Origin of the sequence: Aminobacter sp. P9b (genome assembly GCF_045345995.1) — a bacterium.
GTDB classification, from domain to species: Bacteria; Pseudomonadota; Alphaproteobacteria; order Rhizobiales; family Rhizobiaceae; genus Aminobacter; species Aminobacter niigataensis.
On sequence record NZ_CP150082.1, the window covers coordinates 1,125,874 to 1,152,747 of the forward strand.

Genomic DNA, 26,874 nt, shown 5'->3' on the forward strand with positions numbered 1-26,874 from the left:
TTGCGGAGCCGCTGATACTGGTTTTCAGAAAAGACCGTGCACGGGCACTTGGCGCGGGCGCGCCTTGCAGCGCATATAGCTGGCATGAACTCGCTGACCCGCACCCCCGACCTCCAGCACAGCCACCGGCTGCGGCTCAACACGCTTATCCGCCTGCGCTGGCTGGCGATCGTCGGCCAGAGCTTTACCGTCGTGGTGGTCGCCTACTGGCTGGAGTTCCCCCTGCCGGTCAGCCTGTGTTTCGCGCTCATCGCCAGCTCCGCCTGGCTCAACCTGTTCCTCGCCTTCCGCTATCCGGCCACCCAGCGCCTCAATCCTTTCGCCGCCTTCGCAATCCTCACCTTCGACAGCCTGCAACTCGCCGGCCTGCTGTTCATCACCGGCGGCCTCACCAACCCGTTCTCGCTGTTGATGACGGTGCCCGTCGTCATCTCGGCGACGTCGCTGCCGCTGCGGCTGACCGCCATGCTGGCGGTGCTGGTCATCATCATGGTCAGCCTGCTTGCCTTTTTCCACCTGCCGTTGCCCTGGTATGAAGGCATCGTGCTGGCGATGCCGTTCATCTACACATCGGGCATCTGGATCGCGGTGTGCTGCTCGATTGCCTTCACCGCCATGTATGCCTTCCGCGTCGCCGACGAGGCTCGCCTGCTCGCCAACGCGCTCGCCGCCACCGAACTGGTGCTGCAGCGCGAGCAGCATCTGTCGGCGCTCGACGGCCTCGCCGCCGCCGCCGCCCATGAGCTTGGCACGCCGCTCGCCACCATCACGCTGGTCGCCAAGGAGATGGAGCGCGCGCTCGGCAACGATCCGAAATATGGCGAGGACGTCACCTTGCTTCGCAGCCAGAGCGAGCGCTGCCGCGAGATCCTCAAGCGCCTCACCAGTCTGTCCTCCGAGGGCGAGGAGCATCTCGCCCGCCTGCCGCTGACGTCGCTGGTCGAGGAGGTCATCGCCCCGCATCGCGACTTCGGCATCTCCATCAAGCTCGATCCCGGTGAGCGCATCGGGCCCGAGCCGGTCGGTCACCGCAACCCCGGTGTCATCTACGGTCTCGGCAATCTCGTCGAAAACGCCGTCGACTTCGCCCGCAGCCGCGTCACCGTGCGCTGGCGCTGGGACAGCGACGTCGTCGCCTTCAGCATCCTCGACGACGGCCCGGGTTTTCCTGCCGACATCATCGATCGCATCGGCGAGCCCTACATGTCGACCCGCCAGGGCGCCGAGCCGGGCGGCGGTCTCGGCCTCGGCCTGTTCATCGCCAAGACCCTGCTCGAGCGTTCCGGCGCCGACATCAGTTTCAGCAATTCGAACGGACCGGGAGAGGGGGCGGTTGTCGAGATCTCCTGGCCGCGCGCCATCTTCCTCAATCCCGCCCCTGCCGGCACGACGATGTTCGACACCGCATGAGGTCTTGAACGGGGTGTTCACCGCCCCGGCATTGGACATCGCGGCTTTGCACCTATATCTGCTTGAAAAACGATAAGAACGACTGGGATCAACGACAAAAAGGATCAAAGGCGATGACCACCCAGGACATTGCGGCCGCATTGCCGGGCGAAGACCATTCACTGCTGCTCGTCGATGACGACAAGCCCTTCCTGACACGCCTGGCCCGCGCCATGGAAAGCCGCGGCTTTACCGTCGATACAGCCGAAAGCGTCGAGGAAGCGGTCGCCAAGGTCCGCGCCAATCCACCGGCCTATGCCGTGGTCGACATGCGCCTCGGCGACGGCAACGGCCTTGATGTCGTCTCGGCCATCCGCGAGCGGCGTGAAGACACCCGCACTGTCATCCTCACCGGCTACGGCAACATCGCCACCGCCGTCACCGCCGTGAAGCTCGGTGCCATCGACTACCTCTCCAAGCCTGCCGACGCCGACGACGTCTATGCCGCACTGACCAACGCCTCTGGCGAGCGTGCAGCCCCGCCGGAAAATCCGATGTCGGCCGACCGCGTCCGCTGGGAGCACATCCAGCGCGTCTACGAGATGTGCGAACGCAACGTGTCCGAAACCGCACGCCGGCTCAACATGCACCGCCGCACCCTTCAGCGCATCCTGGCCAAGCGGGCGCCGAGATAAAGCGAATAGTGAGTAGCGAATAGCGAATAGTGAATAGTGGGCGGCGCTTGATCTTCGGGCGCCGTTTCTCGTTCTGCTATTCCCTATTCGCTCTCCCCCTCCAGCGCCGGCACCGAAACCCCGGCGAGTTCCGCTGCCAGCAGCCGGGCTGCGCCGGCGCGGGCGATGCGCAGCATCAGGGCTTTGCGTGTCGCTGCCGCGATCCGGTGCTCCGGGGCCTCGCGCATGATCTCGGCGCCATAGCCGTCGGAGAGGATGAAGCCGCACTCCTCGGGGAAAATCTCCGCCGGCACCTCCGGATGGGTGGCGAAGAAGAAGCGGTCCGAATGCAGCCGGTATTCCGGCCATTTGCGGTCGACACGGAAGTCCTCGATCGACGACTTGATCTCGATGATCCAGATGTCGCCCTGGCGCGTCAGCGCCACAAGGTCGGCGCGTCGCCCGGTCGCCAGCGACAGTTCGGGCAGCACATGCGCGCCCATCTGCATCAGCAGGCGCTGTACGCCGCGGCGCACCAGCATGGCGCGCTCGGACTGGCGGCCATCGACGAGAGGGTTGGAGGCGACAGGTGAAATGATCGGCATGGACCAATCATTGCATCATTTGTTCACGTTTTGAACCCGTCTGTTGGATTATTCCAGACAGTTTTCCGCCATCCGGCTCTGCGCGAACGCAAAATCCGCCATTGCCCCCTATCGTTGAATCTGTTGGCTTTTCCCGCGATGCGTGTTGCCGAAATGCCATAACCCGGACGTTACGTTAACGAGAGCGCGGCTTTGCTGGCCTCCGCCTCTTGGCAAGCAAAATGCCCGACCGGTAAGAATGGTGGCAAAAATGAGGCCGAATCGGCCCGGACACCGCTCTTGCTTGGGAACCCCACATGCGATTGAAGTCTCTTGCCATTGTCGCCGCCCTGGCGCTGACCACCGCACTCGCGGGCTGTTCGACCGACGGCGTCTCGCGCATGTTCTCCAACGACTATGGTGGCCGCGTCGACGCCGGTTACCAGCTGCCGACCATCCCGATCAGCAAGGTTCCGCGCCAGTTCCATCGCCAGATCGTGCGCTACGAAACCAATGAGAAGCCCGGCACCGTCGTCGTCGATACCGGCCAGAAGTTCCTCTACCTCGTCCAGCCCGATGGCAAGGCGATGCGCTACGGCATCGGCGTCGGCCGCGAGGGTTTCGAGTGGCAGGGCACCGCCCGCATCGCGGTGAAGCGCGAATGGCCGGTGTGGACGCCGCCGCCCGCAATGATCAAGCGCCAGCCCGAGCTCGCCAAGTGGTCGGGCGGCATGCCCGGCGGTCCGAAGAACGCGCTCGGCGCCCGGGCGCTCTACCTCTTCAACAAGGGTGGCGATTCCGGCTACCGCCTCCATGGCACGCCGGAATGGAACTCCATCGGCAAGGCCATGTCCTCGGGCTGCATCCGCCTGATGAACCAGGACATCATCGACCTCTACAACCGCGTCGAAGTCGGCGCCAAGGTCATCGTCCAATAACTGCGAACCGTCCAGGCAACACGGACGTCGCAAACGAAAAACCGGGCGCTTTGGCCCGGTTTTTTGTTTGAGCTGTCACTTGTGGACGGCGAGGGTCTTTCGAGAACTCGCTCCGGCGAGGCATATGGCGTGGATTTCGAGAACAGGAGCGCAGCGGACGTTCAGGTCCGTGAGCACCGGAAGCGCAGAAAGCCGCGTCAGATGGCCGTCGGAGTAGAGTTCGCGAAGATCCTCAGGAGATCTGTTCGACCTGCTGGACCTCAGGCACGAAGTGGCGAAGCAGGTTCTGGATGCCGTGCTTCAGCGTTGCCGTCGAAGACGGGCAGCCGGCGCAGGCGCCCTTCATGTGCAGGAACACGGTGCCGTTCTCGTAGCCGCGGAAGGTGATGTCGCCGCCGTCCTGGGCCACCGCCGGGCGCACGCGCGTGTCGAGCAGCTCCTTGATCGTCACCACGATCTCGGCGTCAGCCTGGTCGAAGAATTCGTTCTGGTCGTCATGATGGCCGCCGCCGCCTGCGGCCTGGCCGGCCATCACGGGAGCGCCCGACATGAAGTGTTCCATGATCGAGCCGAGGATCGCCGGCTTCAGGTGCTGCCAGTCGGGGCCGTCCTTGCTGACGGTGATGAAATCGTAGCCGAAGAACACGCCGGTCACGCCCGGAATGTCGAACAGCCGGCCGGCAAGCGGCGAAGCCGCACGCGCGCTGTCGGCATCGCGGAAATCGGCGGTGCCTTCGAGCAGCACTTCCTTGCCCGGCAGGAACTTCAGCGTCGCCGGATTGGGGGTCGCTTCGGTCTGGATGAACATGGACGTGTCTCCGTGCCCGCGCGCGCGGGAGTGTCAGTTTGGAATAGTTCTAATTAGGCTCAAGACGGCCGACATTCAAGCCGCTGGCGCGCCTCCGCGCCAATATGTTGCGCCCGACCTATTAGGCCAGGCTGTCGATGTCCTCGTCGGACAGGTTCTGCGGCACCACCGTCACCGGGATCGGGAAGGCGGCACCCTTGCCGGCGATCGAGGCGACGAGCGGCCCGGGGCCTTCCTTGCCGGCGCCTGCTGCCAGCACCAGGATAGCGATATCCTGGTCGTCTTCAATCAGCTTGTGGATCTCGTCGGCCGGCCGGCCCTCGCGCACCACCAGTTCGGGCTCGATCCCAAGCGTCTCGCGGACCCGCCCGGCCTGCGAATCGAGGGCGGCATTGGCTGCTGCGGTCGCCTCCTCGCGCATGATCTTCTCGACTCCCAGCCAGTGCTGGAAGTCGTCGGGCTCGATGACATAAAGCAGCACCAGGACGCCGTTCGTGCTCCGTGCCCGCTTGGAGGCATAGGCGACTGCGCGCTCGCATTCCGGCGTATCGTCGATGATCGCCAGGAACTTGCGCCGGTGGCCGGCTTCCTTGCTGAGGCGTTTGGAGACCATGTGCTACCCTGATGCGAGGTTTCGGTTGGCAATCTGCCACCGGCGCCGGCCGCCCGCAAGCAGCCGGCGACGATGTCGTATTCAGTCGCCCAGCAGGCCGATGATGTTGCGAACGTCCTTCATCGTCTTTTCGGCGATGACGCGGGCGCGGTCGCCGCCGTCACGCAGCACGGCGTCGATATGGCCGGGATCGGCCATCAGGCGGCGCATCTCGTCGGCGATCGGTGCCAGCTTCTCGACGGCGAGGTCGGCAAGCGCCGGCTTGAACACCGAGAACTGCTGGCCGGAAAACTGGCGCAGCACTTCTTCCTTGGAAATGTCGGCAAGGCCGGCATAGATGCCGACGAGGTTTTCCGCCTCGGGGCGTTCCTTGAGGCCTTCGAGCTCGCTCGGCAGCGGTGCCGGATCGGTCTTGGCCTTGCGGATCTTCTTCGAGATGGTGTCGGCATCGTCGGTCAGGTTGATGCGCGACAGGTCGGAAGGGTCCGACTTTGACATCTTCTTCGAACCGTCGCGCAGGCTCATGATGCGCGCGGCCGGCCCGCCGATGATCGGCTCGGTGATCGGGAAATAGCCGTTCACCGTCTCTTCGCCCACCTGCATCTCGACGCCGATGCCAAGGTCGGCGATGCGGCTGGAGAAATCGTTGTTGAACTTCTGGGCGATGTCGCGCGTCAGCTCCAGATGCTGCTTCTGGTCGTCGCCGACCGGCACGTGGGTGGCGCGGTAGACGAGGATGTCGGCGGCCATCAGGCTCGGATAGGCGAGCAGGCCCAGCGAGGCGTTCTCGCGGTCCTTGCCGGCCTTGTCCTTGAACTGCGTCATCCGGTTCATCCAGCCGATGCGCGCCACGCAATTGAAGATCCAGGCAAGCTCTGCATGTTGCAGCACCCGCGCCTGGTTGAAGACGATATGCTTCTTGGGATCGATGCCCGAAGCCAGGAATGCGGCTGTGATCGAGCGCGTCTGGCCCTCGAGGTCGTCATGGACGAGCTGGGCCGTCAGCGAATGCAGGTCGACGACGCAATAGATGCACTCGTTGGTTTCCTGCAGGGCGACGAACTTGCGGATGGCGCCGAGGTAGTTGCCGAGATGGAGATTGCCGGTCGGCTGGACGCCGGAGAAGATGAGCGGTTTGAAGGCGGCGGTCATGATTGATCCCGTGGCTTGTGGAGGGCCGTTTCGCGCGCGGCGAAATTCGAGTGGCGCTTATGAACGAGCCGAAAGCGTCGATCAAGTCTCGACTGGTCTGGCACTATTGTCGCCGCGCTGTAGTACAGCGTCCTTGTCGCGGTCATTCGGGGTCGATGGCGGCAGGGGCTGCGTTGGTGCGATTGCGCCGGATGTTGCGCCTGATCATGCCGATATCCGCTCCGCCGATGCCGAAGGCGACGCCGAAATAGACGACCATCGCACCCGCCACCAGCACGGCGAGCGCCGCCGCCTGCGTGTAGAAGGGCGCCGCGGAGCCAAGCCATTGCTCGGCTTCGCCGGCGGCGAACCACAGTCCGGCCGCCATGATCGCCGAGGCAATGACGAGACGGGGGATGCGCTTCAGCAGTGCAGCATCTCGATCCCAGTGGCCGCGCCAGATCAGGGTCCCCAGCAGCATCGCCGCATTGGCCCAGCCTGCCGCGGCAGCGGCCGCAGCAATGCCGGGTGCACCCCAGGACGGAAACAGCGTCAGCGCCACCGAGATGTTGATCGCCACCGAAATGGCGGCGAAATACATCGGCGTCCGCGTGTCCTCGCGGGCGAAGAAGCCGGGCGTAAACGCCTTGATCAGCACGAAGGCCGGCAGGCCGAGGCCGAAGATCGCCAAGATCGCCGACACCACCGGCGTGCTGTTGGTCGCGGCAAACGCGCCGCGCTCGTAGAGCACGCGCACGATCGGCTCCGAGATGACCAGCAATGCCGCCGCTGCCGGCAAGGTCAGGAACAGCGTGAACTCGACCGAGCGGTTCTGCAGGTTGGCGGCCTCGATCAGGTTGCCCGACTTCAGCGCCCGCGACAGCTCCGGCAGGAGAACGATGGCAACAGCCACGCCGACCACGCCGAGCGGCAGCTGGTAGACCCGGTCGGCAAGGTTGAGCGACGACACCGCACTGTCCTGTCCGGAGGCGATCGCTGTGCCGATCAGCGTGTTGATCTGGGTGATGCCGCCGGTGATCGCCGCCGGCAAGGCAAGCCACAATAGGCGCTTGACGTTGGGCGTCAGCTTCGGCCTGCGAAAGCCTATGGCGATGCCGGCGTGGCGCACCGCGATCCAGACGATGCCAAGTTGCACCAGGCCCGCCGCCAGCACGCCCCAGGCCAACGCATAGCCCACCGTCAGCCCGTCATGACCGCGATACCAGGCGTTGGCAAGCACGCCGACCAGGATGATGTTGAGGAACACCGGGGCGACGGCCGCAGCGAAGTAGCGTCTGAGCGAGTTCAGCATGCCGCTCATCATCGCCGCCAGCGACATGCAGATGAGATAAGGGAACATGATGGTGGCCAGCGCCACCGTCAGGTCGAACTTCTCCGGGTTGTCGGCGAAGCCGGGCGCCACGACGAAGCGCACGATCAGCGGCATCGCCAGTTCCATGGCGATGGTCAGCGCCAGCAGCGCGGTGAACAGCACGCCGAACACTTCTTCCGAAAACCGCTTCGCACCCTCGACGCCGTTGGCTTCGATTTCCTTGGCAAACAGCGGCACGAAGGCGGCGTTGAATGCGCCTTCGGCAAACAGCCGGCGGAACGTGTTGGGAAACTGGAACGCGGCATAGAAGGCATCGGCCACCGGGCCGGTGCCGAGTGCTGCCGCCATCAGCATCTCGCGGGCAAAGCCCAGCGCCCGGCTCATCAGCGTGCCCGAGGCGACCGTCGCGAATTTCTTGATCAGTGACATGGGGCGCGACGATGCCTTGCGGATTTGGGCGGGATAATGGCTGCGCTCATTCCGCCGCCGCTTTGGCCTTGGCGCGATCAGCGTTCGGCCCTTCGAGCGTGGCGATCAGGCGGGCGCGGATGTTTTCGAGCCGTGTCGGGTTGTCGATCTTCTGGCCCGTCAGATCGGTGACGTAGAAGGTGTCGATCACCTTTTCGCCGAAGGTGGTGATATGCGCCGAGGCGATGTCGAGCGACAGGTCCGACAGCGCGCCTGTGATCTCCGACAGGAAGCCGGGGCGGTCGAGGCCTACCACTTCGACCACCGAGAAGCGGTTCGAAAGCGTGTTGCGGATCTCGGCGCGCGGCTGGATGCGGAATGTCTTCTGGCCGCGCTTGGGCTTGGCCCGCTTGGCGATCATCTCCGGCAGCCAGGACCGGCCCGAAAGCACGTCCTCGATCAGCTGGCCGACGCGCTCGGCGCGGCGGCGTTCGTCCTCGTCGCGGTCGAATTCGCGGCTGATCAGGATGATGTCCAGCGCCCGTCCGTCGGAGGTGGTGAAGATCTGCGCATCGACGATGTTGCCGCCAGCGGCGGCACAGGCGCCGGCAATCACCGACAGCAGGCGCGGGTGGTCCTGCGCCAGGATGGTGATTTCAGTGACGGCCTCGAACTCGTGCGTCCGCACCATCGTCGACAGCTGCTTGCCGGCCGCGTCGGCGCCGCGAATGAACTCGGCATGGCGCTTCTGGTCGTCGAGATCGACGGTCAGCAGGTAGTTCTCGTAATGCAGCTTGGCGTATTTCTTGCGCGCCTTCTCCGGCCAGTCGGCAAGTGCGGCGGCCAGCGTCTCGCGGGCGGCTGCCGTGCGCTCGGCCCGCGACAGCTCGGAAAAGCCGCCGGTCAGCAAAAGCTCCGTTTCGAAGTACAGCGTGCGCAGCAGCTGGCCCTTCCAGCCGTTCCACACGCCGGGACCGACGCCGCGGATGTCGCACACGGTCAGGATCAGCAGCAGCTTCAGCCGCTCCACCGACTGCACCACGTCGGCGAAGTCGTCGATGGTCTTGCGGTCGTTGAGGTCGCGTGTCTGCGCCGTCATCGACATGACGAGATGGTTTTCCACCAGCCAGGCCACCGTCTCGGTGTCGGCGGGCGACAGCCCCATATGCGGGCCGATGCGGCGGGCGATCTTGCCGCCGGCCTCCGAATGGTCTTCGGGCCGGCCCTTGGCGATGTCGTGCAGCAGCACCGCCACATACAGCGCCTCGCGCTGTTTCTTGAGGCCGGGGATCAGCGTGTGCGACAGCGGGTGGATCTTCTCGCCGTCGCCATGCTCGATCTCGGACAGCACGCCGATGCAGCGCAACAGGTGCTCGTCGACCGTATAGTGGTGATACATCGAGAACTGCATCATCGCGACGATTCTGCCGAAGTCGGGGATCAGCCGCCCGAGCAGTCCTGCCTCGTTCATGCGCCTGAGGTTGAGCTCGGGATTGCGGTCCGAGGTCAGGATATCGAGGAAGTAGCGGTTGGCCTCCTCGTTGCGGCGCAGCCCCTTGTCCACCAGCCCCAGCGAGCGGGTCAGCAGCTTCAGCGCGTTGGGATGCAGCTCCAGCCCGTGCCGGTCGGCGAACCAGAAGAAGCGCAGCATGTTGACCGGGTCGCGCCGGAACACCTGGTCGTCGGCGACGTTGATGCGCTGGTTGTCGATGATGAAGTCGCTGGTGCCGGCGAGCTTGCGCCGGCGCCGCGAGAATCCCTGCAGCAGTCCGTGGAAACCGGGCGCGTCCTTGGCCTGCTCCTCTTCCAGCGCCGCACAGAAGATGCGGGTCAGGTCGCCCACTTCCTTGGCCACCAGGAAGTAGTCCTTCATGAAGCGCTCGACGGCCGATAGCCCTGGCTGCACGGTATAGCCCAGCCGCTCGGCGATCTCGCGCTGGATGTCGAAATGCAGCCGCTCTTCCGGCTTGCCGGTCAGGAAATGCATGTGGCAGCGCACCGCCCAGAGGAAATCCTCCGCCTCGACGAACTGGCCGTATTCCCCTTGCGTGAACACGCCCTTGTTGATCAGTTCGGCGCCGGTGCGCACGCGGTAATAATATTTGGCGATCCAAAACAGCGTGTGCAGGTCGCGCAGCCCGCCCTTGCCGTCCTTGATGTTCGGTTCCACCAGATAGCGGCTCTCGCCCGATTTGGCATGGCGGGTGTCGCGCTCGGCAAGCTTTGCCTGCACGTATTCGGGCCCGGTGTCCTTCACCAGCTCCTTGTCGAAGCGCTCGATCAGCTCGTCGCAGAGCTTGCGTTCGCCCCACACGAAGCGGGCTTCCAGGATCGCCGTGCGGATGGTGATGTCGCTGCGCGAAAGCCTCAGGCACTCGTCGATGTTGCGGGTGGCGTGGCCGACTTTCAGCCCCATGTCCCACAGCATGTAGAGCATGTACTCGACGATCTGCTCGCCCCACGGTGTCTGCTTGTAGGGCAGCAGGAACAACAGGTCGATGTCGGAGCCCGGGGCGAGGGTGCCGCGGCCATAGCCGCCGACGGCGACCACCGCCATGCGCTCGGCCCGCGACGGGTTCTTGGCGCGGTAGACGTGGGTGACGGCGAAGTCGTAGAGGACGCGGATCACCTCGTCCATCAGGTGCGAGATGCGGATGGCGCAGGCGGTGCCGCCCTCGTCCTCCATCAGCATGTCCTCGGCGATCTTCTTGCCGGCGGCGACGCGCTCCTTGAACATCGCCAGCGCCGTTGCCCTGATTCCCGGGTCTGCCCCGTTGCCGTCCTCGCCGGTCAGCGCGCTCAGGTCGCGGCGCAAGGCGTCCGCGTCGATCAGAAGCTCCAGGTTGAGCGGAATGTCTGTCATGTGCCTCGGCTGGCCTCGCCCTTGAGGCCGCGTCTATAGCGCGATTTTTCCGCCATGGGTATGGCCGGGCGCTGTTGCAGTTCACGCTGATATAGGTTCGCCGGGGCGTCGACCAGGAGCAGCAGCACATCCCTGCCTGAGGCGTGGCCGGTCCTGTGCCCGCCCCACGAGGGCGAGGGAACGATTGCACCGGTGCTGCCGCTAGGCGGGAAGTACTTCGAAGACTATCCCCGGCGGGGTGTTGACCTTCCCCGTGCTGGAACCTTTAGGATCTCTGCCACGAGGAATGCGGAACCAGTACAGATGAACGACAAGCACGACCATCGCGGCCACGATCATGCGGCCAAGAGCAAGGCCCCGGCCGAAGGCGAAACCGTGGTGCGCGATCCGGTCTGTGGCATGACCGTCGATCCGGCCGCCGGCAAGCCGACGCTCGAGCATGGCGGCCACCGCTACCATTTCTGCAGCGATTCCTGCCGCAACAAGTTCCAGGCGGCGCCCGACAAGTATGTCAGTGCCAAGGACCCCGTCTGCGGCATGGACGTCGCCCGCGACACCGCCAGGAACTTCGTCAAGCACGAGGGATCAGGCTACTATTTCTGCTCGTCCACCTGCGAAGGCAAGTTCACCGCCGAGCCGGCAAAGTACCTCTCCGGCAAGCCCGCGGCGGAGCCGATGCCCAAGGACACGCAATACACCTGCCCGATGCACCCCGAGATCATCCGGGACAAGCCCGGCTCATGCCCGATCTGCGGTATGGCGCTCGAGCCGATGATGCCGAGCGCCGACGACGGCCCTAACCCTGAACTGGTCGATTTCACCCGCCGCTTCTGGGTCAGCGCGGTCCTTTCCATCCCGCTCCTGGTCATCGCCATGGGGCCGATGGTCGGCCTGCCGGTGCGCGACTGGATCGGCGAGCCGTTGGCCGCCTGGCTCGAGCTCATACTGGCAACGCCCGTCGTGCTCTGGGCGGCACTGCCCTTCTTCCATCGTGGCTTGGATTCGTTCCGCAACCGCAGCCCCAACATGTGGACGCTGATCACGCTTGGCGTCGGCGCGGCCTATCTCTATTCGGTCGTCGCCACGCTGTTCCCCGACCTGTTCCCGCATCAGTTCCGCGGCCATGGCGGCGCGGTGCCGGTCTATTTCGAAGCGGCCGCAGTCATCGTCGCACTCGTCTTCCTCGGCCAGGTGCTGGAGCTCAGGGCCCGCGAGCGCACCGGCTCGGCCATCCGTGCTTTGCTCGACCTTGCGCCCAAGACCGCTCGCCGCATCGCCGAGGACGGCTCGGAAAGCGAAGTGCCGCTTGACGAGGTGGTCAGCGGCGACCGTCTGCGCATCCGGCCGGGCGATGCCGTTCCGGTGGACGGCATCGTGCTTGAAGGCCGTTCGTCGGTCGACGAATCGATGATCACGGGCGAGCCGGTCCCGGTCGAAAAGGTCGAGGGCGAAAGGGTGACTGGCGGCACGCTCAACAAGAACGGCTCGCTGATCATGCGCGCCGACAAGGTCGGCAGCGAGACGGTGCTGTCGCAGATCGTCGACATGGTCGCCAAGGCCCAGCGCAGCCGCGCGCCCATTCAGGGCCTCGCCGACCGCGTCTCTTTCTATTTCGTGCCCACGGTGGTGCTGATCGCCATCGTTGCCTTCGTCGTCTGGGCAATCTTCGGGCCCGAGCCCAGCATGGTCTTCGCCTTCGTCTCGGCCGTCTCGGTGCTCATCATCGCCTGTCCCTGTGCGCTTGGCCTTGCCACGCCGATGTCGGTCATGACGGCCACCGGCCGCGGCGCCCAGGCAGGCGTGCTCATCAAGGACGCCGAGGCGCTGGAACGCTTCTCCAAGGTGAGCACGCTCATCGTCGACAAGACCGGCACGCTGACCGAAGGCCGGCCGCAGTTGACCGACGTGGTTGCTGCCGAGGGCATTGCCGACGACGAGTTGCTGTCGCTTGCCGCCGGCCTTGAAAAGGGCTCCGAGCACCCGCTCGCCGAAGCCATCGTCGAGGGTGCGGTCAAGCGTGGCGTCACCGTGCCCGACGCCCAGGACTTCGACTCCGTCACCGGCAAGGGTGTCACCGGGACCGTCTCCGGCCGCAAGGTCGCGCTCGGCAATGCCGCGATGATGGCCGATCTCGGTCTCGACACGGCAGAACTTGCGGCGCGCGCCGACGCCCTGCGCGGCGAGGGCAAGACGGCGATGTTCGTCGCCGTCGACGGCAAGGCGGCGGGCATCGTCGCCGTCGCCGATCCGATCAAGGCCTCGGCCGCCGAAGCGATCCGCACCCTGCATGATCTGGGCCTGCGCATTATCATGGCGACCGGCGACAACGAGCGCACCGCCAAGGCGGTCGCCCAGAAGCTGGGCATCGACGAGGTCCGTGCCGACATGCTGCCCGAGAGCAAGAAGGCGCTGGTCGACGAGTTGCGCGCCAAGGGGCAGGGCGTCGCCATGGCTGGCGACGGCGTCAACGACGCGCCCGCCCTTGCCGCCGCCGATGTCGGCATCGCCATGGGCACCGGCGCCGACGTCGCCATGGAAAGTGCCGGCATCACCCTGGTCAAGGGCGACCTCGGCGGCATCGTCCGCGCCCGCAAGCTCGCCCAGGGCACCATCCGCAACATCAAGGAGAACCTGTTCTTCGCCTTCATCTACAACGTCCTGGGTGTTCCGGTGGCTGCGGGCGTCCTATATCCGGTCCTCGGCACGCTCCTGTCGCCGATGATTGCCGCCGCCGCGATGAGCCTGTCGTCGGTGTCGGTCATTGCCAATGCGCTGCGGCTCAGGGCCATCAAGCTTTGAACCCCGGCCACGAAAAAGGACCTTCCGGATGAACCTGATGAAAAAGATCGTGCTGGCCCTGATGGCCGCGGGCATGCTCGTTGCCGTCGTGCTCGAAACCGCCTCGGCGCAGACCGATCACGGCGGTCACGCCATGGGCATGACCGCTCCCGCCACCGACAGCGCCTCGGCGCAGGCCTACAAGGCGGCGATGGACAAGATGCACCAGGCCATGTCGGCGCTCGAATATTCCGGCGACGCCGACGTTGACTTCGCTCGCGGCATGATCCCGCATCACCAGGCTGCCATCGACATGGCCAAGGTCGTGCTTGAGCACGGCAAGATCCCCGAAATGCGCAAGCTCGCCGAAGAGGTCGTCGCCGCCCAGGAGGCCGAAATCAAGCAGATGGAAGCCTGGCTCGCCGCCAATCCGGCCAAGTAAGGGGAAAACTGCCGCAGCGTCATTGCGGTAGCCAACGGCAAATGGCGCTGTAAGCTGGCGGAAACCGCTGAGGAGACCGCCATGCCATCCACAACCGCGACGTTGCCTTCCGGCGAAGCCATGCCGGTGCTCGGCCAGGGCACCTGGATGATGGGCGAGGATCGCAGCCGTGTCGCCGACGAGGTGGCAGCGCTGCGGCTCGGGCTCGATCTCGGCGTCACCTTGATCGACACCGCCGAGATGTATGGCAACGGCGGCGCCGAAAAGGTGGTCGGCGAAGCCATCGCCGACCGCCGCGACGAGGTCTTCCTCGTCTCCAAGGTGCTGCCGTCCAATGCTTCCCGCAACGGCGTCGTCAGGGCTTGCGAGGCGAGCCTCAAGCGCATGCGCACCGATCGCATCGACCTCTATCTGCTGCACTGGCGTGGTGGCGTGCCCTTGGCGGAAACCATTGCCGTGTTCGAGGAGTTGCGCCGCTCGGGCAAGATCCGCCACTGGGGCGTCTCGAATTTCGACGCCGACGACATGGAAGAGATGGAGCGCCTGCCGGCAGGCAAGAACGCCCAGGCCAATCAGGTGCTCTACAATCTCGGCCGGCGCGGCATCGAATTCGACCTAGCACCCTGGTGCCGCGACCATGGTGTGCCGATCATGGCCTATTCACCGGTCGAGCAGGGCGCTCTGGCCGACGATGCGGGGCTTCAGGCCATCGCTGCCCGCCACGACGCAACCGCAGCGCAGATAGCGCTCGCCTGGGTCATGGCCCGGCCCGGCGTCATCGCCATCCCTAAGGCCACCCGGCTCGAACATGTCAGGCAGAACGCCGCCGCGCGTGACATTCGTCTCACCCCGCAGGATCTTGCCGAGCTGGACAAGCTCTTCCCGCCGCCCGCGCGCAAACGACCGCTGGAGATGATCTGATCCCGATCAGCCCGCCTTGACCGTGCATATGCCGTTGGCGCCGCCCTTGCCGGTGTAGGAAACGCTTGGCGACCCGTCGGGATTGATGCTCAGAGAGATCGTCACCCCGTGGCCGGTGGCCTCGAAGTAGTTGTCGTTGAACTTCTTCAGTTTGGCTTCCGTGCCGTTGATGTAGATCGGCCCGCCTTCGTCGGCATGCACCTCGATGTTGCCGGGGCAGGTGGCGTTGACCAGCGGTATGTTGGCGCTGGCTACTGTGGCCATGGCCGAAGCGGCAGCAAGAAATACGGCAGTGGCGAGTGGCTTGTTCATCTGCATGTCCCCTTAGTGGCGCTGTGCTGCCCGCTACTGTCGCGCCGCGCAATTCATCGCGCAAGTCGGGGTCAGCTCGCCAGCGGCAGGCCCGGGGTTGCGCCGCTTGCGGCGCCGAGGCGTCGCCGCTTGCCTGTCGCAAATCCGTCATCGAATGGCTGTGGCCGGGCGATGCCATAGCCCTGCGCATAGTCGACGCCGATGTCGCGCAGCGCGATGGCGATGTCGTCGTTCTCGACGAACTCGGCGATCGTGCGTTTGCCCGTCACCTCGCCGATGTGCTGGATCATCTCCACCATGGCGCGGTCGATGCGGTCGACGAGCATGTCCTTCACGAAGCCGCCGTCGATCTTGAGATAGTCGACCGGCAGCGCCTTCAGGTAGCTGAACGACGACATGCCCGAGCCGAAATCGTCGAGCGAGAAGCGGCAGCCATGCGCCTGCAGTGACTTGATGAAGCGCGCGGCGCTGTCGAGGTCGGCGATGGCGCTCGTCTCGGTGATCTCGAAGCAGATCGTCGACGGCGCCACGCCGCTGCGCACGAACTGCTCCAGCACGTAGCTGACGAAGCTGTCGTCGCCGAAGCTGGCGCCGGACAGGTTGATGGCGCAGATGGCGATCGGGTTGTCGGGCTGCGTCCGCTTGTGCACGGCCAGCCGCTCGAAGGCCGAGCGAACCATCCAGCGGTCGATCAGCGGCATCAGCCCGTAGCGCTCGGCCGCCGGGATGAAGGCCCCCGGCGGGATCATGTTGTTGTCGGCGTCGGCCAGGCGGATCAGGAGCTCGATATGCGCGCCCGTCGTCTCGTCCGCCTGCAGCGGCACGATCTCCTGCGCGTAGATGCGGAAGCGGTTCTGTTCCAGCGCCTCGCGTAGTCGCTGCACCCAGGCCATTTCGCCCAGGCGATGCTCCAGTTCGAGGTCGCCGATCTGCTGCAGCTGGATGCGGTTGCGGCCCTTGTCCTTGGCCATGTAGCAGGCGATGTCGACGCTGCGCAGCGTCTCCTCCAGCGTCATGCTGGCATCAGACAGGCCGACGACGCCGATGCTGACGCTGGTGCTGAAAGCGCGCCCGGCCCAGACGAAATGCAGCTCTTCCACCGCCTTGCGCAGCCGCTCGCCCGTGCCGGCTGCCAGTTCGGCAGGACAGTTCTCCATCAGCACGCCGAACTCGTCGCCGCCGAGCCGCGCCAGCAGGTCGCCGGAGCGCAGGTTCTGCCGCAGCGCGGTCGATACCTTGCGCAGCAATTCGTCGCCGGCGGCATGCCCGCAAGTGTCGTTGACGATCTTGAACTGGTCGAGGTCGAGATACATCAGCGCATGTGTCGACGGGCGCTTTGCCAGGCCCTCAAGCGAGGCGCTCAGCCGCGTTTCGAATTCGAAGCGATTGGCGAGCGAGGTTAGCGTGTCGTGCCTGGCCTGCCAGGACAGCTGCGCCAGGAATTCCTGCTCCTTGGTTCGGTCGTGGAAGACCAGCACCGCGCCCACCACCCGCTGCTCGACATAGAGCGGGGCGCCGACCAGCGAAATCGCGACGCTCGACAGGTCAGGCCGCACCAGTTGCTGCGGCACGCCGCTGCCGTCGATGGCTTCGCCGGAGAGCACCCGCGCCATGAAGCTGCGGTCTTCCTTGTCCGCCTCTTCGTTCATCAGGCGAAACAGCTGGTCGAGCGGTTTGCCCCTGGCATCCGTGCCGCGCCAGTCGAGCAGCCTTTCCGCGGCCTCGTTCATGTAGTCGAGCCTGCCTTCCGCGTCGGTGGCCACCACCGCCTGGCCGATCGAGGCCAGGGTGATCTGCGCCCGCTCGCGCTCCGCGTTCAGGGCGTCCTCGAAGGCCTGGCGCTGTTGCAGCAGGTTTCCCGTCCGCCGCATGGCGAGCAGGATCAATAGGGCGGCGGTGATCACGTTGACGCTGAGCAAAAGGGTGGTGATGGCGCGGGATCCACGCCCGAGCGATTGCGAAAACGCATCCGCCAGCGGTGCCGTTTCCCCGTTGAGGCTCTGGATCTTGCGGCTCCACTCGGCACGCATTTCCGGCGACGCGCGGTTGCTCGAGATGTCCTGATGCATCGCTTCGCCAAGTGCTGCGACCTCGAGGATCTTGGGATCGGCGTCGATCCAGCGCTGCACGGCGTTGGACAGGTAGCTCACATCCCTGAAATTGCGAAACAGCCAGATCATGCCGGGAATGTCTTCGGGATGGTTGCCGGCGCGCAGGAAGCTGTCGAAGGCCGCGTCATAGTCCGGCACCGGCTGCGCCATGGCCAGCCTGGCTTCGCGGTCGGCCAGCGGCACGGCAATCGCCTGCTGGAACCGGTCGTGGAACCGCGCATCGCCGGTGTTGGCATACATGGCGAGGCTGTAGATGGCGTCCCTCTGGCCCTTCGACCAGGCACTTTCGCCGGCCACATAGGCGCGCACTGCCGAGAGCGTATAGAGGCTGGCACCGGCGATGATGGCTTGCACCAGCACCACGGCTATGAACGGCCACAGCAGCGCAAACAGCCGGAATCTGGATTTGATGTCGCGTAGCCTCGTCACATGCCCCAACGAAACGAACTCGCTCTCGCCTGTAGTTGTTGTCGCGTCCCCAGCGCGAATATTTTGCAAAACGTATATCGGCGGGCTTTAAGAATTCCCTTCACCGCAAGGTTCCAGGTACATTCGAGTACATTGACGTAACGGCAAATGTTTCCAGTATGGGCGCGCCTTGGTTCCGTTGCAGGTCGCAGGATAGTGCCTGTACCGCTGGCCGGCCGTCGGGATAGGCTGTGCAACGTCATGTGTTCGAGGGGAATATGCAGGACCGGACTTTCCTTTGCCCGTTGCAAGCCTGCCCGGTCGCGGCGCTGACCAGGGCACAGCCACTCTGATGGCGCCCGTCATCGTCGACCCGGACAAGATCCGCGAGTTCAAGGATGCCGCGAGCTTCTACAGCTGGCTCGCCGGGCACCACGACAAGCAGGACGAAGTCTGGATCAGGGTCCACAAGGTGAGTTCCGGTTTGCCCTCCATCACTCCCAAGGAGGCCATAGACGTCGTGCTGTGCTGGGGCTGGATCGACGGCGTGCGCAAGGGCCTCGACGACACGAGCTTCCTGCAGCGCTACTCGCCGCGCGGCAGGAAGGGCACCTGGAGCCAGATCAACGTCGACAATGTCGCCCGCCTGATTTCAGAGGGCAGGATGACCGAACATGGCCTCAGGCCGGTCGACGCGGCAAAGGCCGACGGGCGCTGGCAGCGTGCCTACAAGTCCGGCAAGGACATGAAGATCCCCGACGATCTCCAGGCCGCCATCGACTCCGAGCCGCTGGCAAGGGCAATGCTCGGCAAGCTCAGCGAGCAAAACCGCTTCGCGCTCGCTTTCCGCACTCACAACATGAAGACCGAGGCCGGCCGCAGGAAGAAGATCGAGGCCTTCGTCGAGATGCTCAAGCGCGGCGAGACGATCTACCCGCAACGGATGAAGTAGGGCTGTCCGGCACGTGGGCCTTGGCTGTCGGCAGCTCTGGGTTTATGCCCGATACAGCCGCAGCGGCTTGGTCGCCTCGCGGCGGACCACGCCCCGCGCCTCGAGGTCCAGCTGGGCCGCCTTCAGCCACCAGCCGGCCTTGTCGCCACCGGGGAACAGCGCCTCCGGCAGCAGCGGCAGCACGCCCGCCTTGGCCTCGGCCACCGTCAGGCCCGGCGCTTCGGCCGGTAGCACGGAAAGCAGTGCATCGCGCATCGCCGTGTATTTGGCCTTGTCGACGCGAACGACGTGCCCGGGCGAGATCACGTTCCTGATTTCGATCTTCTCAGCTGCTTTGGACATCGAGCTCGCCCTGGACATATGTGAGTTTGGGGGCGCGAAAGCCCATCGCTGCCCAGGCCGACAACAGCCGCCACATGAAGCGGCCGGAATGCTTGGCGTAGCTCGGCAAGCCATCCGAGAACTCCACGCCCGGCCTGCGGTCGGCGGTCATCGTGCGCATCTCGACCGGCGGCTGGTCTTCGGGGCGAAACCGCCTCCTATAGACCGACAGCCAGTGCCCGCCCTTGAACTCGAGAAACATTGGCGAGTTGCAGCATTTGGCCACCACGCGCCGGGTCGGTGCCGTCTGGCTCAGCCGATGTTCGCGCAGCAGTTCCGCACCGTGCACGCAGCGCATCCGGTCCTTGCGATAGAGCGCGAAATTCGTGCCGCCGTCGCTCTCCAGCACCGGCTTTCCCCCCGGCAGCGCCTCGAAGATCCCGCCTGCCTTCTGGCAGCTCGAGCAGTAGCAGGCCGCGCCGACGATCGGCGCGCCGCTCGCTTCGAACCCAACCTGGCCGCACCTGCAGGCGACTCGTCGCATGTCTTTCCCGACACCAGCCATGTCGTCACCTCGTCCTTCGATCTAAAACTAGACTGTACCGTCTAGTTTGATTTGTCAATCGGATCGGCCTATCCTGCTGTCGGGACTGCCAACATCAGGGAAGGGCTATCCATGAGCGGTGCGAAAAGTCGCCAGCAACGAACGCGCGACGCCATCGTCTCGGCGGCAGCCGTGCTGTTCCTGAAGAACGGCTTCCTCGGCACCAGCATGGACGAGATCGCGGCGACGGCCGACGTCTCCAAGCAGACGGTCTATGCCCATTTCCAGAGCAAGGAAGCGCTGTTCCTCGATGTGGTCAGGGGCATGACCGGCCTCGCCGGCGACGAGCACCAAAAGCAGGTCGCCGAGCCGCTGGACGACCGTCCCATCGCCGAATACCTGCTCGAATACGCTGAACTCCAGCTGACCATCGTCATGACGCCCAAGCTGATGCAGCTGCGGCGCCTGGTCATCGGCGAAGCCGGGCGCTTTCCCGAACTCGGCAAGGCGCTGCACGCGCTTGGGCCCCAGCGCTCGATCGACCGCCTGTCGCGTGCATTCGAGGGCTATCGCCGGCTCGGCCAGATGCAGGCCGACGACCCCCCGGCCGCGGCCGGCTTCTTCAACTGGCTCATCATGGGCGGTCCGGTCAACGATGCCATGCTGTTGGGCGACGGCGCCATCCTGTCGCCCGAGGCCTGCCGCAGTCATGCAAAGGAAGCCGTCCGCATCTTCCTCGCGGCGTACGGGCCGCGCTAGGTGCGCACGCCGCATGGCACCGGCCTATGGCCGGCACCGGGCAGGGCTCATTGCCCGGGAGCCATCAGGTCGCGCACCAACCTGTCCTTCACCAGCGCGATCATCTCGGCATGCAGTTCGCCGCGTGGCCTTGTGGCCTCGTCGGAACAGATCGGATCGATCTCGCCCACCGACTTCAGCAGATCGGCGGCACCTTCCTTGCATTCCGGCAGGAAGCTGAAATGCGTGGCGCCGGCCACCGTCGCATAGCTGCCCCTCGGCGTCAGCTTCGCCAGCCGGTCGGAGATGACAGCCAGGGGAATGGTCTCTGCATTGCCGAGATTGATGAAGTGCATCGGGATCGCGATCTCCGTCAGGCTCTGCGCGTCATAGGCCTGCGCCAGCCCGGGATCGGCCAGCACAGCCGTCTTGATGCGGTGGTCGAGGTTCGACTGCTCGAAGCGCGTCCGGTCGATGCTGCGCAGGTCGAGCCTGTCGACCGTCACCCGCGCTTCGTCGACGTAGCCGACGCCGCCGGCAAACCAGGCGCAGTCCCATTTCTTGTAGCCGTCGCAATAGCTGGCATAGGCCTCGAGATCGGCGCGTGCGCCGGCAAGCTCCATCGCCGCGGCGCCGCCGAGCGAAAAGCCGACCACGCCGATCCTGTCGGCGTCGATGACGCTGTTCCAGGCTGGGTCCCTGGTCATCGCGTCGATGACGGCCGAAAGGTCGCCCGTGCGCTGCCACAGCTTCGGGGTGTCGGCCGGCGTCGAGAAACCGCTGGTCGTGCCCGGATGGTTGGGACCGGCAACGACGAAGCCCGCCTTGGCCAGCTCGGTGGCGAGCCAGCCCATGGCCTGCACGCGGCTGCCCGAGCCGTGCGACAGCAGCACCAGCGGATGGCGCCCCGGCACCGGCGGCGCGTCGAGCGCGGCCGGCGCGCCCATGAAAACCCTGTTGTCGCCCAGGGTCGTCGGCGTGCCGCCGGCGCCGGCCGGATACCAGACGGTAACGGCAAGGTCGCGGCCGGGCTGGACCACGGTCACCTCGCGCACGCCGGCCTCAGAGGCAAGGCAGGCGGAAACGAAGCCGATGAGGGCCGGAATTGTGGTGAGTAGCTGGAGCATGACGAACCTCGCTCTTGTTGCGAAAGAAGACGAGCCAGCAATGGCGAAATCGGGCATCCTGATCGTCCTCGATCGCGATTCAGGTCGTGCTCGATCGCGATGCAGGCCATGATCGGTCGTCTTCTCCTCTGGTGGGATTCGCCTTGATCTTCGTGCCCCTGTCCTTCGTCGCCGCGCTTTTGCTGGTCATCCTGCTCGTCGCGGCGCTGCGCGCCCGGGAAACCACCGGCGGCAACACGGCATTCCTCGTCCTCGTCGCCCTCTGCGCCCTGCAGTCGGTCGTCGTCGGCCTGCGCTGGGGCTACCATGTCGAGGCGGCGCGTTATGTCCTGCCGATCCTGGCAGCCAGCCTGCCGCCGTTGGTGCTCTTCAGTTTCCGCACCTTGCTCCAGCGCGACGATGTCCGGAGCGGCCCTATGCGCTGGCTCCACGCCTCGCCGCCGCTGGTCATGACCGCCCTGGTGCTGTTCGTGCCAGCCCTCATCGACGTCGCGCTGATCGTGATCTTCGTCGGCTATGCGCTCGCCGTGCTGAACCTGGGACGCAGCGGTCCCGACGCCCTGGTCGAGGCACGCCTCGACAGCGCGGTCGCCGCCCACCGCGCGCTGGTCATCGCCGCCGCAGCGCTCTGCCTGTCGGCCCTGTTCGACCTCGGCGTGCTGCTCGCCTTCGAATGGTCGATGGGGGCGAACGCCGAGATCATCGCCAGCAACGCCAACATTCTCGGCCTGTTCTTCATCGGCCTGACCGCCTTCGTCGCCTCGCGCGCCCATCCCTCGGCGCCGACCCAGCCCAGCCCGCCCGAGCCGTTGCCCTCCGAGCAGGACCGCGAAATCCTCGACCAGGTCCAGCGCCTGCTCGTCGGCCAGAAGCTCTATCGCGACGACAACCTCACTCTGTCGCGGCTGGCCCGGCGCGCGGGCGCCCCGGCGCGGCAGATCTCGGGCGCCGTCAACCGTCTCGCCGGCAAGAACGTCTCGCAATACATCAACGACATCAGGATCTCTGAGGCCTGCCGCCTGCTCCGCGACACCGACATGTCCGTCACTGCGGCCATGCTCGACGCCGGCTTCCAGACCAAGTCCAACTTCAACCGCGAGTTCCGGCGCGTCACCACGCTCAGCCCGGCCTCCTGGCGCGAACGGAACCGGCCCCAGGCTGCAGCCTGAGGCCGGACGATCTCCAGCGCATCTTTCTCAGCCCCGCAGCCGGGTAAAGAACGCCGCGACCTCGCCCGCCCAGACCTCCGGCACTTCCATCGCCGCGAAATGGCCGCCGCTGGCAAGCTCGGTCCAGCGCACGATGGTGTTGCCTTCCTCGCCGTAGCGGCGGATGGCGACCTCGTCGCGCGCGAACACGGCAACGCCGGTCGGCACGCCCGAATTCGGCTTCGGCGACCACGCTTCGGGATCATGCGCGTTTTCATAGTAGAGCCGGATCGACGAGGCCGCGGTGCCGGTGAACCAGTAGACCAGCACATTGGTCAGGAAGGTGTCCTGCTCGACCGCGTCAGGGCTGTCGCCGAAGCCGGCAAACATGTCACCCAGCCATGAGATGAGGCCGGCCGGCGAGTCCGTGATGCCATAGGCGAGCGTTTGCGGCCGGCTCGACTGCAACGCGTTGAAGCCGAAGCGCTCGGCCATGAACTGCTGCAGGCGCTGCAAGCGGCTCTTCTCGGCATCGCTGAACGAGGCGATTTCGCTCGGCTCGATCGGGCCGAGCGGAATGAAGCCCATCGTCGCCGCATTGACATGGACGCCGATGACACGATCAGGCGCCGCGCGGCCGATGGCGGGTGCGATGATTGCGCCTGCGTCGCCGCCCTGCACGCCGAAGCGCCGGTAGCCGAGGCGCGACATCAGCTCGAGCATGGCGTTGGCGATGCGGTCGTCATTCCAGCCCGCTTCGCGCGTCGGGCCGGAGAAGCCGAAGCCGGGCAGCGACGGGATGACGAGATCGAAGCCGGCCGCGGTCAGCGGCCCGATCGCGCCGAGGAACTCGACGAACGAGCTCGGCCAGCCATGCAGCAGGAGCAGCGGCACGGCATTGGCGGCCGGGGACTTCACGTGCAGGAAATGGATCGTCTGGCCGTCGATCTCGGTGACGAACTGCGGGTGGCTGTTGATTGCCGCCTCCTCGGCGCGCCAGTCGAAGCCGTTCTTCAGCCGCTCGATCGCGCGGGTGACGAAATCGGATGCCATGCCGTAGCTCCAGCCCACGCCCGGAATCTCGTTGGCGAGCCGCGTGTTGGCGAGGCGCACCTGGAGCTCAGTCAGCTCGGCCTCTGGAATGGCGATCTTGAAGGGGGTGATGTCAGACATTGCCGCGTGTCCACCTGGCTTTGTGCACGGTCCCGTTTGAACATCGTTGCGATATCAGGGGCATGCACGGGGTTGAAAGTGCATCCTTTCTAGCCGGCGGCAGGGTCTTACGGATTGAAGATTTCCGACAGTTTCAGCGGCGCGCGGCCTGCCCGGGAGTGACGCCCATGATCGCCTTGACCGAGCGGATCATGTGCGGCTGGTCGGCATAGCCGAGCGCAAAGGCGACGTCGGCCGCCGGCCGCCCCTGCTGCAGCAGCGCCAGCGCCTTCTGGGCGCGTTCGATCTGCGTGAAGGTCTTGTAGGTGACGCCGGTCGTCTTCAAAAAATGCCGCTGCAGGGTCCGCTCCGACATCGCCATGGGATGCCCCGAGACGATCGACGCGACGACCCGGTTGTCCTCGACGATACAGTTGCGCACCAGCTTGCGCACGAAGCCATCGACGGTATCGAATGTCGGGATCTCCAGCACGTCGGACCCGAGCCGGAAGCGGTCCTTGCCGATCATAGGCAGCACCACCCCCTGGTCGCGCATCAGCTCGCCCGGCATCAGCGGCATGAAGCTGCTCGGCTTGAAGGCAATCGCCAGGATCTCGTCGCCGGCGGCATAATCGTGGGTCACGGCAGCGGTGGTCAGCCCGGTGCGCAGCACGGTGGTCGTATCGGCATTCCTGAAAATGACCACGTCCCAGCAACCGTCCGGCTGCATCCGCATCGAGCCGCCGGTGGCAAACCTGGTGTGCGTCACCGCCTCGACATGCGGCGACGACCACCCCTCCAGTGTCACGACCTCATGCATCTTTGCCGCCAGTCCGCCCGCAAGTGCAGTGTCGCCGGAGTTGCGGGAGGATGCAATGGCACCCAGGTAGGAGGCCACGATCAGCTAGGCAGGCGCCCGCGAAACAACGTGGTGCCGTCCGTCAGGCGCGACCGCGAGATGTCAAGCAATCCGGCCTCGGTCATCCACGCGCGATACTGGCCTTCAGTATACGCCTCGCCGTGCCGGTAGAGGTTCAGGAAGGTGAGATTCAGAAAGACGCCCTCCGGCGGGCCAAGGCGGTCGTCATCGACGACACCCCACCCCGCAATTGCGATCTCGCCTCCGGGTGCGAGGCAGAGCGCCGCGTTCAGGATCGAACGGCGCGCCTGCTCCGGCGGCAGGACCTGGACGACGGCCTTCAGGATCGCCAGATCGTGCCGGCCGATCGATGGCGCGACCGTGATGTCGCCTTCTTCGACAACGACGTCGTCGGCACCGTATTCCGACAGGATGGCCGGCGCGACGGCTGCGACCGTCGGCAGTTCCATCAGCGTCGCCGCAATCTGCGGCCGTCCCTCGCGCAGGCCGACGAGAATGGTGCCCGGCCCCCCACCGATGTCGATCACCGAACCGATCGCCTCAAGGTCGATCTCTTGCGCCAGCTGCCGGCCGAAAATCACCCCGCCCGGTGCGAGCAGGCGGCTGAATGCCGCCGCGGAATCGAGGTTCGCTTCGGAAAAGTCGTGCAGCGCGGCCGGCCGGTTCTGTCGCAGCGACTCCGCGGTCAAGAGGTCAGCACCCCAGAGCTCGCGCAGCAGAGCATGATCGCCGCCGCGATAGGTCGGCTTGGACGCGTCGAGGAAGGCCGACGCTTCGGCTCCGTTGCGAAACTGGCCATCCTCGACGTCGAGCAGACCGATGCTGGCGAGCGCGAAGAGCAGCCGCGACAGACGGTCGGGCGCGACGTCGAGCGCGGCCCCGAGGCTGTGTGCCGTCGCCGCGCCGCCACCGAGCCGGGTGAAGATGCCAAGCTCCAGCCCGGCGCGAAGCGCCAAGGCGGGGGGCACAGCCGCGATCAGCTTGTCGATCCGCTCGGAATCCACCATGCCACGTCCCCTTCCGCGATCCAGGCCCGACTTTGAAGCAGTTCGCAAGATCGGAAGCAACCGGGCAGGCAAGTACGGCCGCGCTACTTCTCTCGCTTTTCGATCTTCAGGTTTGGCAGGTCGGGTCGCCTGGATTTCACCCCGGCCTCCTTCAAGGCCGTGTATCCCACCTTTTTGAGGAGCTTCTCTGTCTTGGCGCGCTCCTTGTCGAGGGCGCTCTCACCTTTGACCTTGGGCATCCGTCCTCCATTTGGTTCGTTCGCCGGCAAACAGGATTGCCGGCGCGCGCGATATCAGCATTGAGGCCGCGGCAGCGATGACGTCAATGACCGAAATCAGGCGCGTAGCCGAACTGGCCAGGATCTGCCCCCCGAAGGCGGTCAGCTGACGCATACTAAGGCAAATGCCTTAATGTCCTTGACAGGCGCCGCCGGCCTGCATTACTAAGGCATATGCCTTACCATTCTACCCCCCTCGACCTCGCCTTTCACGCCCTCAGCGACCCGACCCGCCGCGCGGTGGTGTCGCGGCTGGCCGCGGGCGAGGTGCCGGTCAGCGCCCTGGCCGAGCCGTTCGACATGGCGCTGCCCTCCTTCGTCCAGCATCTCAAGGTGCTGGAAGATTGCGGGCTGATCGCCAGCGAAAAGCGCGGGCGCAGCCGCTGGTGCAAGCTGGTGCCGGCGCGCTTCGACGAGGCGGCGGACTGGATGGAAGCGGAGCGCCGGCGCTGGGCCGAGCGGCTGGATCGGCTGGAAGTCTACCTGGACAAGACGGAAAGAGGATGAAGCACATGGCAAACCTGTTTGAGACCTGGTCGCTCGATCGCGAGATCGTGCTGGTCAAGCTGCTCAACCACCCGCGCGACAAGGTCTTTGCCGCCTGGATGGACCCCAAGGCGCTGGCTGAATGGTACGGCCCCGCCGGCCTCAGCATCGAAAACCACGAGGCTGATATCCGCGAAGGCGGGGTCTGGCGCTTCGACATGGTGGGCGTGTTCGAGGGCAAGCAGCAGCGCTTCGCGAACCTCATGCGTTTTCTGGAGATCGTGCCCAACGAGCGGATCGTGATCGACTATGGTACGCCCGAGCCCGACGACCCCGACCGTTTCCGCGTCACGGTGACGTTCGATGAGCAGAGCGACGGCAAGACCGTGCTGACCATGCGCCAGCTCCACCCCACCGCCAAGCGGCGTCAGGTGGTCATCGGCTTCGGCGCGGTCGAATACGGGCTGCAGACGCTGGATGGCCTCGCCGCCTGGCTGGACGGGTGAGCCTTTGGGGGGCGGCAGCGGT

26 protein-coding genes are annotated in these 26,874 nt (G+C 65.5%); 11 read left to right on the forward strand and 15 right to left on the reverse strand.

Features of this window, described 5'->3' with window-relative positions:
* Nucleotides 1-84 precede the first annotated feature (84 nt).
* Nucleotides 85-1,410: an ActS/PrrB/RegB family redox-sensitive histidine kinase gene (locus tag WHT83_RS05510; RefSeq protein ID WP_406873212.1), complete on the forward strand. Its 1,326-nt coding sequence runs from the start codon at nt 85-87 to the stop codon at nt 1,408-1,410.
* A 113-nt stretch (nt 1,411-1,523) separates the two neighbouring features.
* Complete coding sequence (locus WHT83_RS05515; RefSeq protein ID WP_108605845.1) at nt 1,524-2,084, forward strand: ActR/PrrA/RegA family redox response regulator transcription factor; 561 nt, start codon at nt 1,524-1,526, stop codon at nt 2,082-2,084.
* Nucleotides 2,085-2,167: 83 nt separating this feature from the next.
* On the opposite strand, the gene WHT83_RS05520 is transcribed toward WHT83_RS05515, so the two are convergent.
* Nucleotides 2,168-2,668 (reverse strand): MmcB family DNA repair protein, encoded by a 501-nt coding sequence (locus WHT83_RS05520; RefSeq protein WP_406873213.1) that lies wholly within the window; start codon nt 2,666-2,668, stop codon nt 2,168-2,170.
* A gap of 296 nt (nt 2,669-2,964) precedes the next feature.
* On the opposite strand from WHT83_RS05520, the gene WHT83_RS05525 reads away from it, so the two are divergent.
* Nucleotides 2,965-3,585 (forward strand): L,D-transpeptidase, encoded by a 621-nt coding sequence (locus tag WHT83_RS05525; RefSeq protein ID WP_108605843.1) that lies wholly within the window; start codon nt 2,965-2,967, stop codon nt 3,583-3,585.
* 232 nt (nt 3,586-3,817) lie between these two features.
* On the opposite strand, the gene WHT83_RS05530 is transcribed toward WHT83_RS05525, so the two are convergent.
* From WHT83_RS05530 to WHT83_RS05550, 5 genes are all read right to left on the reverse strand, one after another.
* Nucleotides 3,818-4,393 carry a NifU family protein gene (locus WHT83_RS05530; RefSeq protein ID WP_108605842.1) on the reverse strand — a complete coding sequence of 192 codons (576 nt, stop codon included), beginning with the start codon at nt 4,391-4,393 and terminating at the stop codon, nt 3,818-3,820.
* Between the two features lie 121 nt (nt 4,394-4,514).
* A complete protein-coding gene (locus WHT83_RS05535) occupies nt 4,515-5,006 on the reverse strand; it encodes a universal stress protein (protein WP_108605841.1) in 492 nt (163 codons plus the stop codon).
* A gap of 81 nt (nt 5,007-5,087) precedes the next feature.
* The gene (trpS, locus tag WHT83_RS05540; RefSeq protein ID WP_406873214.1) at nt 5,088-6,158 is read right to left on the reverse strand and encodes a tryptophan--tRNA ligase; all 1,071 of its coding nucleotides are present in this window, start codon (nt 6,156-6,158) and stop codon (nt 5,088-5,090) included.
* A 142-nt stretch (nt 6,159-6,300) separates the two neighbouring features.
* Nucleotides 6,301-7,899: a murein biosynthesis integral membrane protein MurJ gene (gene murJ / locus WHT83_RS05545; RefSeq protein ID WP_318762911.1), complete on the reverse strand. Its 1,599-nt coding sequence runs from the start codon at nt 7,897-7,899 to the stop codon at nt 6,301-6,303.
* A 46-nt stretch (nt 7,900-7,945) separates the two neighbouring features.
* A complete protein-coding gene (locus WHT83_RS05550; protein ID WP_406873215.1) occupies nt 7,946-10,741 on the reverse strand; it encodes a [protein-PII] uridylyltransferase in 2,796 nt (931 codons plus the stop codon).
* 303 nt (nt 10,742-11,044) lie between these two features.
* Between WHT83_RS05550 and WHT83_RS05555 the strand changes: the two genes are divergently transcribed.
* The 3 genes from WHT83_RS05555 (at nt 11,045) to WHT83_RS05565 (ending at nt 14,882) form a co-directional block, all read left to right on the forward strand.
* Nucleotides 11,045-13,540, forward strand: a complete 2,496-nt coding sequence (locus tag WHT83_RS05555) for a heavy metal translocating P-type ATPase (protein WP_406873216.1) — start codon at nt 11,045-11,047, stop codon at nt 13,538-13,540.
* A 28-nt stretch (nt 13,541-13,568) separates the two neighbouring features.
* Nucleotides 13,569-13,961: a DUF305 domain-containing protein gene (locus WHT83_RS05560; RefSeq protein ID WP_406873217.1), complete on the forward strand. Its 393-nt coding sequence runs from the start codon at nt 13,569-13,571 to the stop codon at nt 13,959-13,961.
* 81 nt (nt 13,962-14,042) lie between these two features.
* Complete coding sequence (locus tag WHT83_RS05565; protein ID WP_406873218.1) at nt 14,043-14,882, forward strand: aldo/keto reductase; 840 nt, start codon at nt 14,043-14,045, stop codon at nt 14,880-14,882.
* 6 nt (nt 14,883-14,888) lie between these two features.
* Here WHT83_RS05565 and WHT83_RS05570 read toward each other — a convergent pair whose 3' ends face one another.
* On the reverse strand, nt 14,889-15,194 hold the full coding sequence (locus tag WHT83_RS05570) for a hypothetical protein (RefSeq protein ID WP_108605834.1): 306 nt from the start codon (nt 15,192-15,194) through the stop codon (nt 14,889-14,891).
* A 71-nt stretch (nt 15,195-15,265) separates the two neighbouring features.
* Nucleotides 15,266-17,734: an EAL domain-containing protein gene (locus tag WHT83_RS05575; protein ID WP_406873219.1), complete on the reverse strand. Its 2,469-nt coding sequence runs from the start codon at nt 17,732-17,734 to the stop codon at nt 15,266-15,268.
* Nucleotides 17,735-18,065: 331 nt separating this feature from the next.
* On the opposite strand from WHT83_RS05575, the gene WHT83_RS05580 reads away from it, so the two are divergent.
* Nucleotides 18,066-18,665 (forward strand): YdeI/OmpD-associated family protein, encoded by a 600-nt coding sequence (locus tag WHT83_RS05580; RefSeq protein ID WP_406873932.1) that lies wholly within the window; start codon nt 18,066-18,068, stop codon nt 18,663-18,665.
* Between the two features lie 42 nt (nt 18,666-18,707).
* Here WHT83_RS05580 and WHT83_RS05585 read toward each other — a convergent pair whose 3' ends face one another.
* On the reverse strand, nt 18,708-19,007 hold the full coding sequence (locus WHT83_RS05585; protein WP_406873220.1) for a DUF6958 family protein: 300 nt from the start codon (nt 19,005-19,007) through the stop codon (nt 18,708-18,710).
* Nucleotides 18,991-19,530 carry a GFA family protein gene (locus WHT83_RS05590; RefSeq protein WP_406873221.1) on the reverse strand — a complete coding sequence of 180 codons (540 nt, stop codon included), beginning with the start codon at nt 19,528-19,530 and terminating at the stop codon, nt 18,991-18,993. The genes WHT83_RS05585 and WHT83_RS05590 overlap by 17 nt, the downstream gene beginning before the upstream one ends.
* A 132-nt stretch (nt 19,531-19,662) precedes the next feature.
* Between WHT83_RS05590 and WHT83_RS05595 the strand changes: the two genes are divergently transcribed.
* Nucleotides 19,663-20,289, forward strand: a complete 627-nt coding sequence (locus tag WHT83_RS05595) for a TetR/AcrR family transcriptional regulator (RefSeq protein ID WP_183263113.1) — start codon at nt 19,663-19,665, stop codon at nt 20,287-20,289.
* Nucleotides 20,290-20,336: 47 nt separating this feature from the next.
* Here the strand turns inward: WHT83_RS05595 and WHT83_RS05600 are convergent, their stop codons facing one another.
* Entirely contained in the window at nt 20,337-21,122 is a 786-nt protein-coding gene (locus WHT83_RS05600; RefSeq protein WP_406873933.1) for an alpha/beta hydrolase family protein, read from the reverse strand.
* Nucleotides 21,123-21,547: 425 nt separating this feature from the next.
* On the opposite strand from WHT83_RS05600, the gene WHT83_RS05605 reads away from it, so the two are divergent.
* Nucleotides 21,548-22,564, forward strand: a complete 1,017-nt coding sequence (locus WHT83_RS05605; RefSeq protein WP_343061737.1) for an AraC family transcriptional regulator — start codon at nt 21,548-21,550, stop codon at nt 22,562-22,564.
* Between the two features lie 27 nt (nt 22,565-22,591).
* Here WHT83_RS05605 and WHT83_RS05610 read toward each other — a convergent pair whose 3' ends face one another.
* The 4 genes from WHT83_RS05610 to WHT83_RS05625 form a co-directional block, all read right to left on the reverse strand.
* Complete coding sequence (locus WHT83_RS05610; RefSeq protein WP_406873222.1) at nt 22,592-23,716, reverse strand: epoxide hydrolase family protein; 1,125 nt, start codon at nt 23,714-23,716, stop codon at nt 22,592-22,594.
* Between the two features lie 133 nt (nt 23,717-23,849).
* Nucleotides 23,850-24,593 (reverse strand): helix-turn-helix domain-containing protein, encoded by a 744-nt coding sequence (locus tag WHT83_RS05615; protein WP_406873223.1) that lies wholly within the window; start codon nt 24,591-24,593, stop codon nt 23,850-23,852.
* Nucleotides 24,594-24,595: 2 nt separating this feature from the next.
* Nucleotides 24,596-25,582, reverse strand: a complete 987-nt coding sequence (locus WHT83_RS05620; protein WP_406873224.1) for a methyltransferase — start codon at nt 25,580-25,582, stop codon at nt 24,596-24,598.
* Nucleotides 25,583-25,665: 83 nt separating this feature from the next.
* Entirely contained in the window at nt 25,666-25,821 is a 156-nt protein-coding gene (locus tag WHT83_RS05625; RefSeq protein WP_183263107.1) for a hypothetical protein, read from the reverse strand.
* A 213-nt stretch (nt 25,822-26,034) separates the two neighbouring features.
* On the opposite strand from WHT83_RS05625, the gene WHT83_RS05630 reads away from it, so the two are divergent.
* A complete protein-coding gene (locus tag WHT83_RS05630; protein WP_406873225.1) occupies nt 26,035-26,367 on the forward strand; it encodes an ArsR/SmtB family transcription factor in 333 nt (110 codons plus the stop codon).
* Entirely contained in the window at nt 26,364-26,852 is a 489-nt protein-coding gene (locus tag WHT83_RS05635) for an SRPBCC family protein (RefSeq protein ID WP_406873226.1), read from the forward strand. The genes WHT83_RS05630 and WHT83_RS05635 overlap by 4 nt, the downstream gene beginning before the upstream one ends.
* Nucleotides 26,853-26,874 lie beyond the last annotated feature (22 nt).

What these genes read in the sequence shown, in the direction of transcription:
- WHT83_RS05625 (WP_183263107.1), bottom strand. Translation starts at nt 25,821, where the DNA reads ATGCCCAAGGTCAAAGGTGAGAGCGCCCTCGACAAGGAGCGCGCCAAG.
- WHT83_RS05560 (WP_406873217.1), top strand. Translation starts at nt 13,569, where the DNA reads ATGAACCTGATGAAAAAGATCGTGCTGGCCCTGATGGCCGCGGGCATG.
- WHT83_RS05600 (WP_406873933.1), bottom strand. Translation starts at nt 21,122, where the DNA reads ATGGGCTGGCTCGCCACCGAGCTGGCCAAGGCGGGCTTCGTCGTTGCC.
- WHT83_RS05630 (WP_406873225.1), top strand. Translation starts at nt 26,035, where the DNA reads ATGCCTTACCATTCTACCCCCCTCGACCTCGCCTTTCACGCCCTCAGC.
- WHT83_RS05620 (WP_406873224.1), bottom strand. Translation starts at nt 25,582, where the DNA reads ATGGTGGATTCCGAGCGGATCGACAAGCTGATCGCGGCTGTGCCCCCC.
- WHT83_RS05530 (WP_108605842.1), bottom strand. Translation starts at nt 4,393, where the DNA reads ATGTTCATCCAGACCGAAGCGACCCCCAATCCGGCGACGCTGAAGTTC.
- WHT83_RS05520 (WP_406873213.1), bottom strand. Translation starts at nt 2,668, where the DNA reads ATGCCGATCATTTCACCTGTCGCCTCCAACCCTCTCGTCGATGGCCGC.
- WHT83_RS05510 (WP_406873212.1), top strand. Translation starts at nt 85, where the DNA reads ATGAACTCGCTGACCCGCACCCCCGACCTCCAGCACAGCCACCGGCTG.
- WHT83_RS05580 (WP_406873932.1), top strand. Translation starts at nt 18,066, where the DNA reads ATGGCGCCCGTCATCGTCGACCCGGACAAGATCCGCGAGTTCAAGGAT.
- WHT83_RS05635 (WP_406873226.1), top strand. Translation starts at nt 26,364, where the DNA reads ATGAAGCACATGGCAAACCTGTTTGAGACCTGGTCGCTCGATCGCGAG.
- WHT83_RS05565 (WP_406873218.1), top strand. Translation starts at nt 14,043, where the DNA reads ATGCCATCCACAACCGCGACGTTGCCTTCCGGCGAAGCCATGCCGGTG.
- WHT83_RS05555 (WP_406873216.1), top strand. Translation starts at nt 11,045, where the DNA reads ATGAACGACAAGCACGACCATCGCGGCCACGATCATGCGGCCAAGAGC.
- WHT83_RS05595 (WP_183263113.1), top strand. Translation starts at nt 19,663, where the DNA reads ATGAGCGGTGCGAAAAGTCGCCAGCAACGAACGCGCGACGCCATCGTC.
- WHT83_RS05515 (WP_108605845.1), top strand. Translation starts at nt 1,524, where the DNA reads ATGACCACCCAGGACATTGCGGCCGCATTGCCGGGCGAAGACCATTCA.
- murJ (WP_318762911.1), bottom strand. Translation starts at nt 7,899, where the DNA reads ATGTCACTGATCAAGAAATTCGCGACGGTCGCCTCGGGCACGCTGATG.
- WHT83_RS05535 (WP_108605841.1), bottom strand. Translation starts at nt 5,006, where the DNA reads ATGGTCTCCAAACGCCTCAGCAAGGAAGCCGGCCACCGGCGCAAGTTC.
- WHT83_RS05525 (WP_108605843.1), top strand. Translation starts at nt 2,965, where the DNA reads ATGCGATTGAAGTCTCTTGCCATTGTCGCCGCCCTGGCGCTGACCACC.
- WHT83_RS05550 (WP_406873215.1), bottom strand. Translation starts at nt 10,741, where the DNA reads ATGACAGACATTCCGCTCAACCTGGAGCTTCTGATCGACGCGGACGCC.
- WHT83_RS05585 (WP_406873220.1), bottom strand. Translation starts at nt 19,007, where the DNA reads ATGTCCAAAGCAGCTGAGAAGATCGAAATCAGGAACGTGATCTCGCCC.
- WHT83_RS05570 (WP_108605834.1), bottom strand. Translation starts at nt 15,194, where the DNA reads ATGAACAAGCCACTCGCCACTGCCGTATTTCTTGCTGCCGCTTCGGCC.
- trpS (WP_406873214.1), bottom strand. Translation starts at nt 6,158, where the DNA reads ATGACCGCCGCCTTCAAACCGCTCATCTTCTCCGGCGTCCAGCCGACC.
- WHT83_RS05590 (WP_406873221.1), bottom strand. Translation starts at nt 19,530, where the DNA reads ATGCGACGAGTCGCCTGCAGGTGCGGCCAGGTTGGGTTCGAAGCGAGC.
- WHT83_RS05610 (WP_406873222.1), bottom strand. Translation starts at nt 23,716, where the DNA reads ATGTCTGACATCACCCCCTTCAAGATCGCCATTCCAGAGGCCGAGCTG.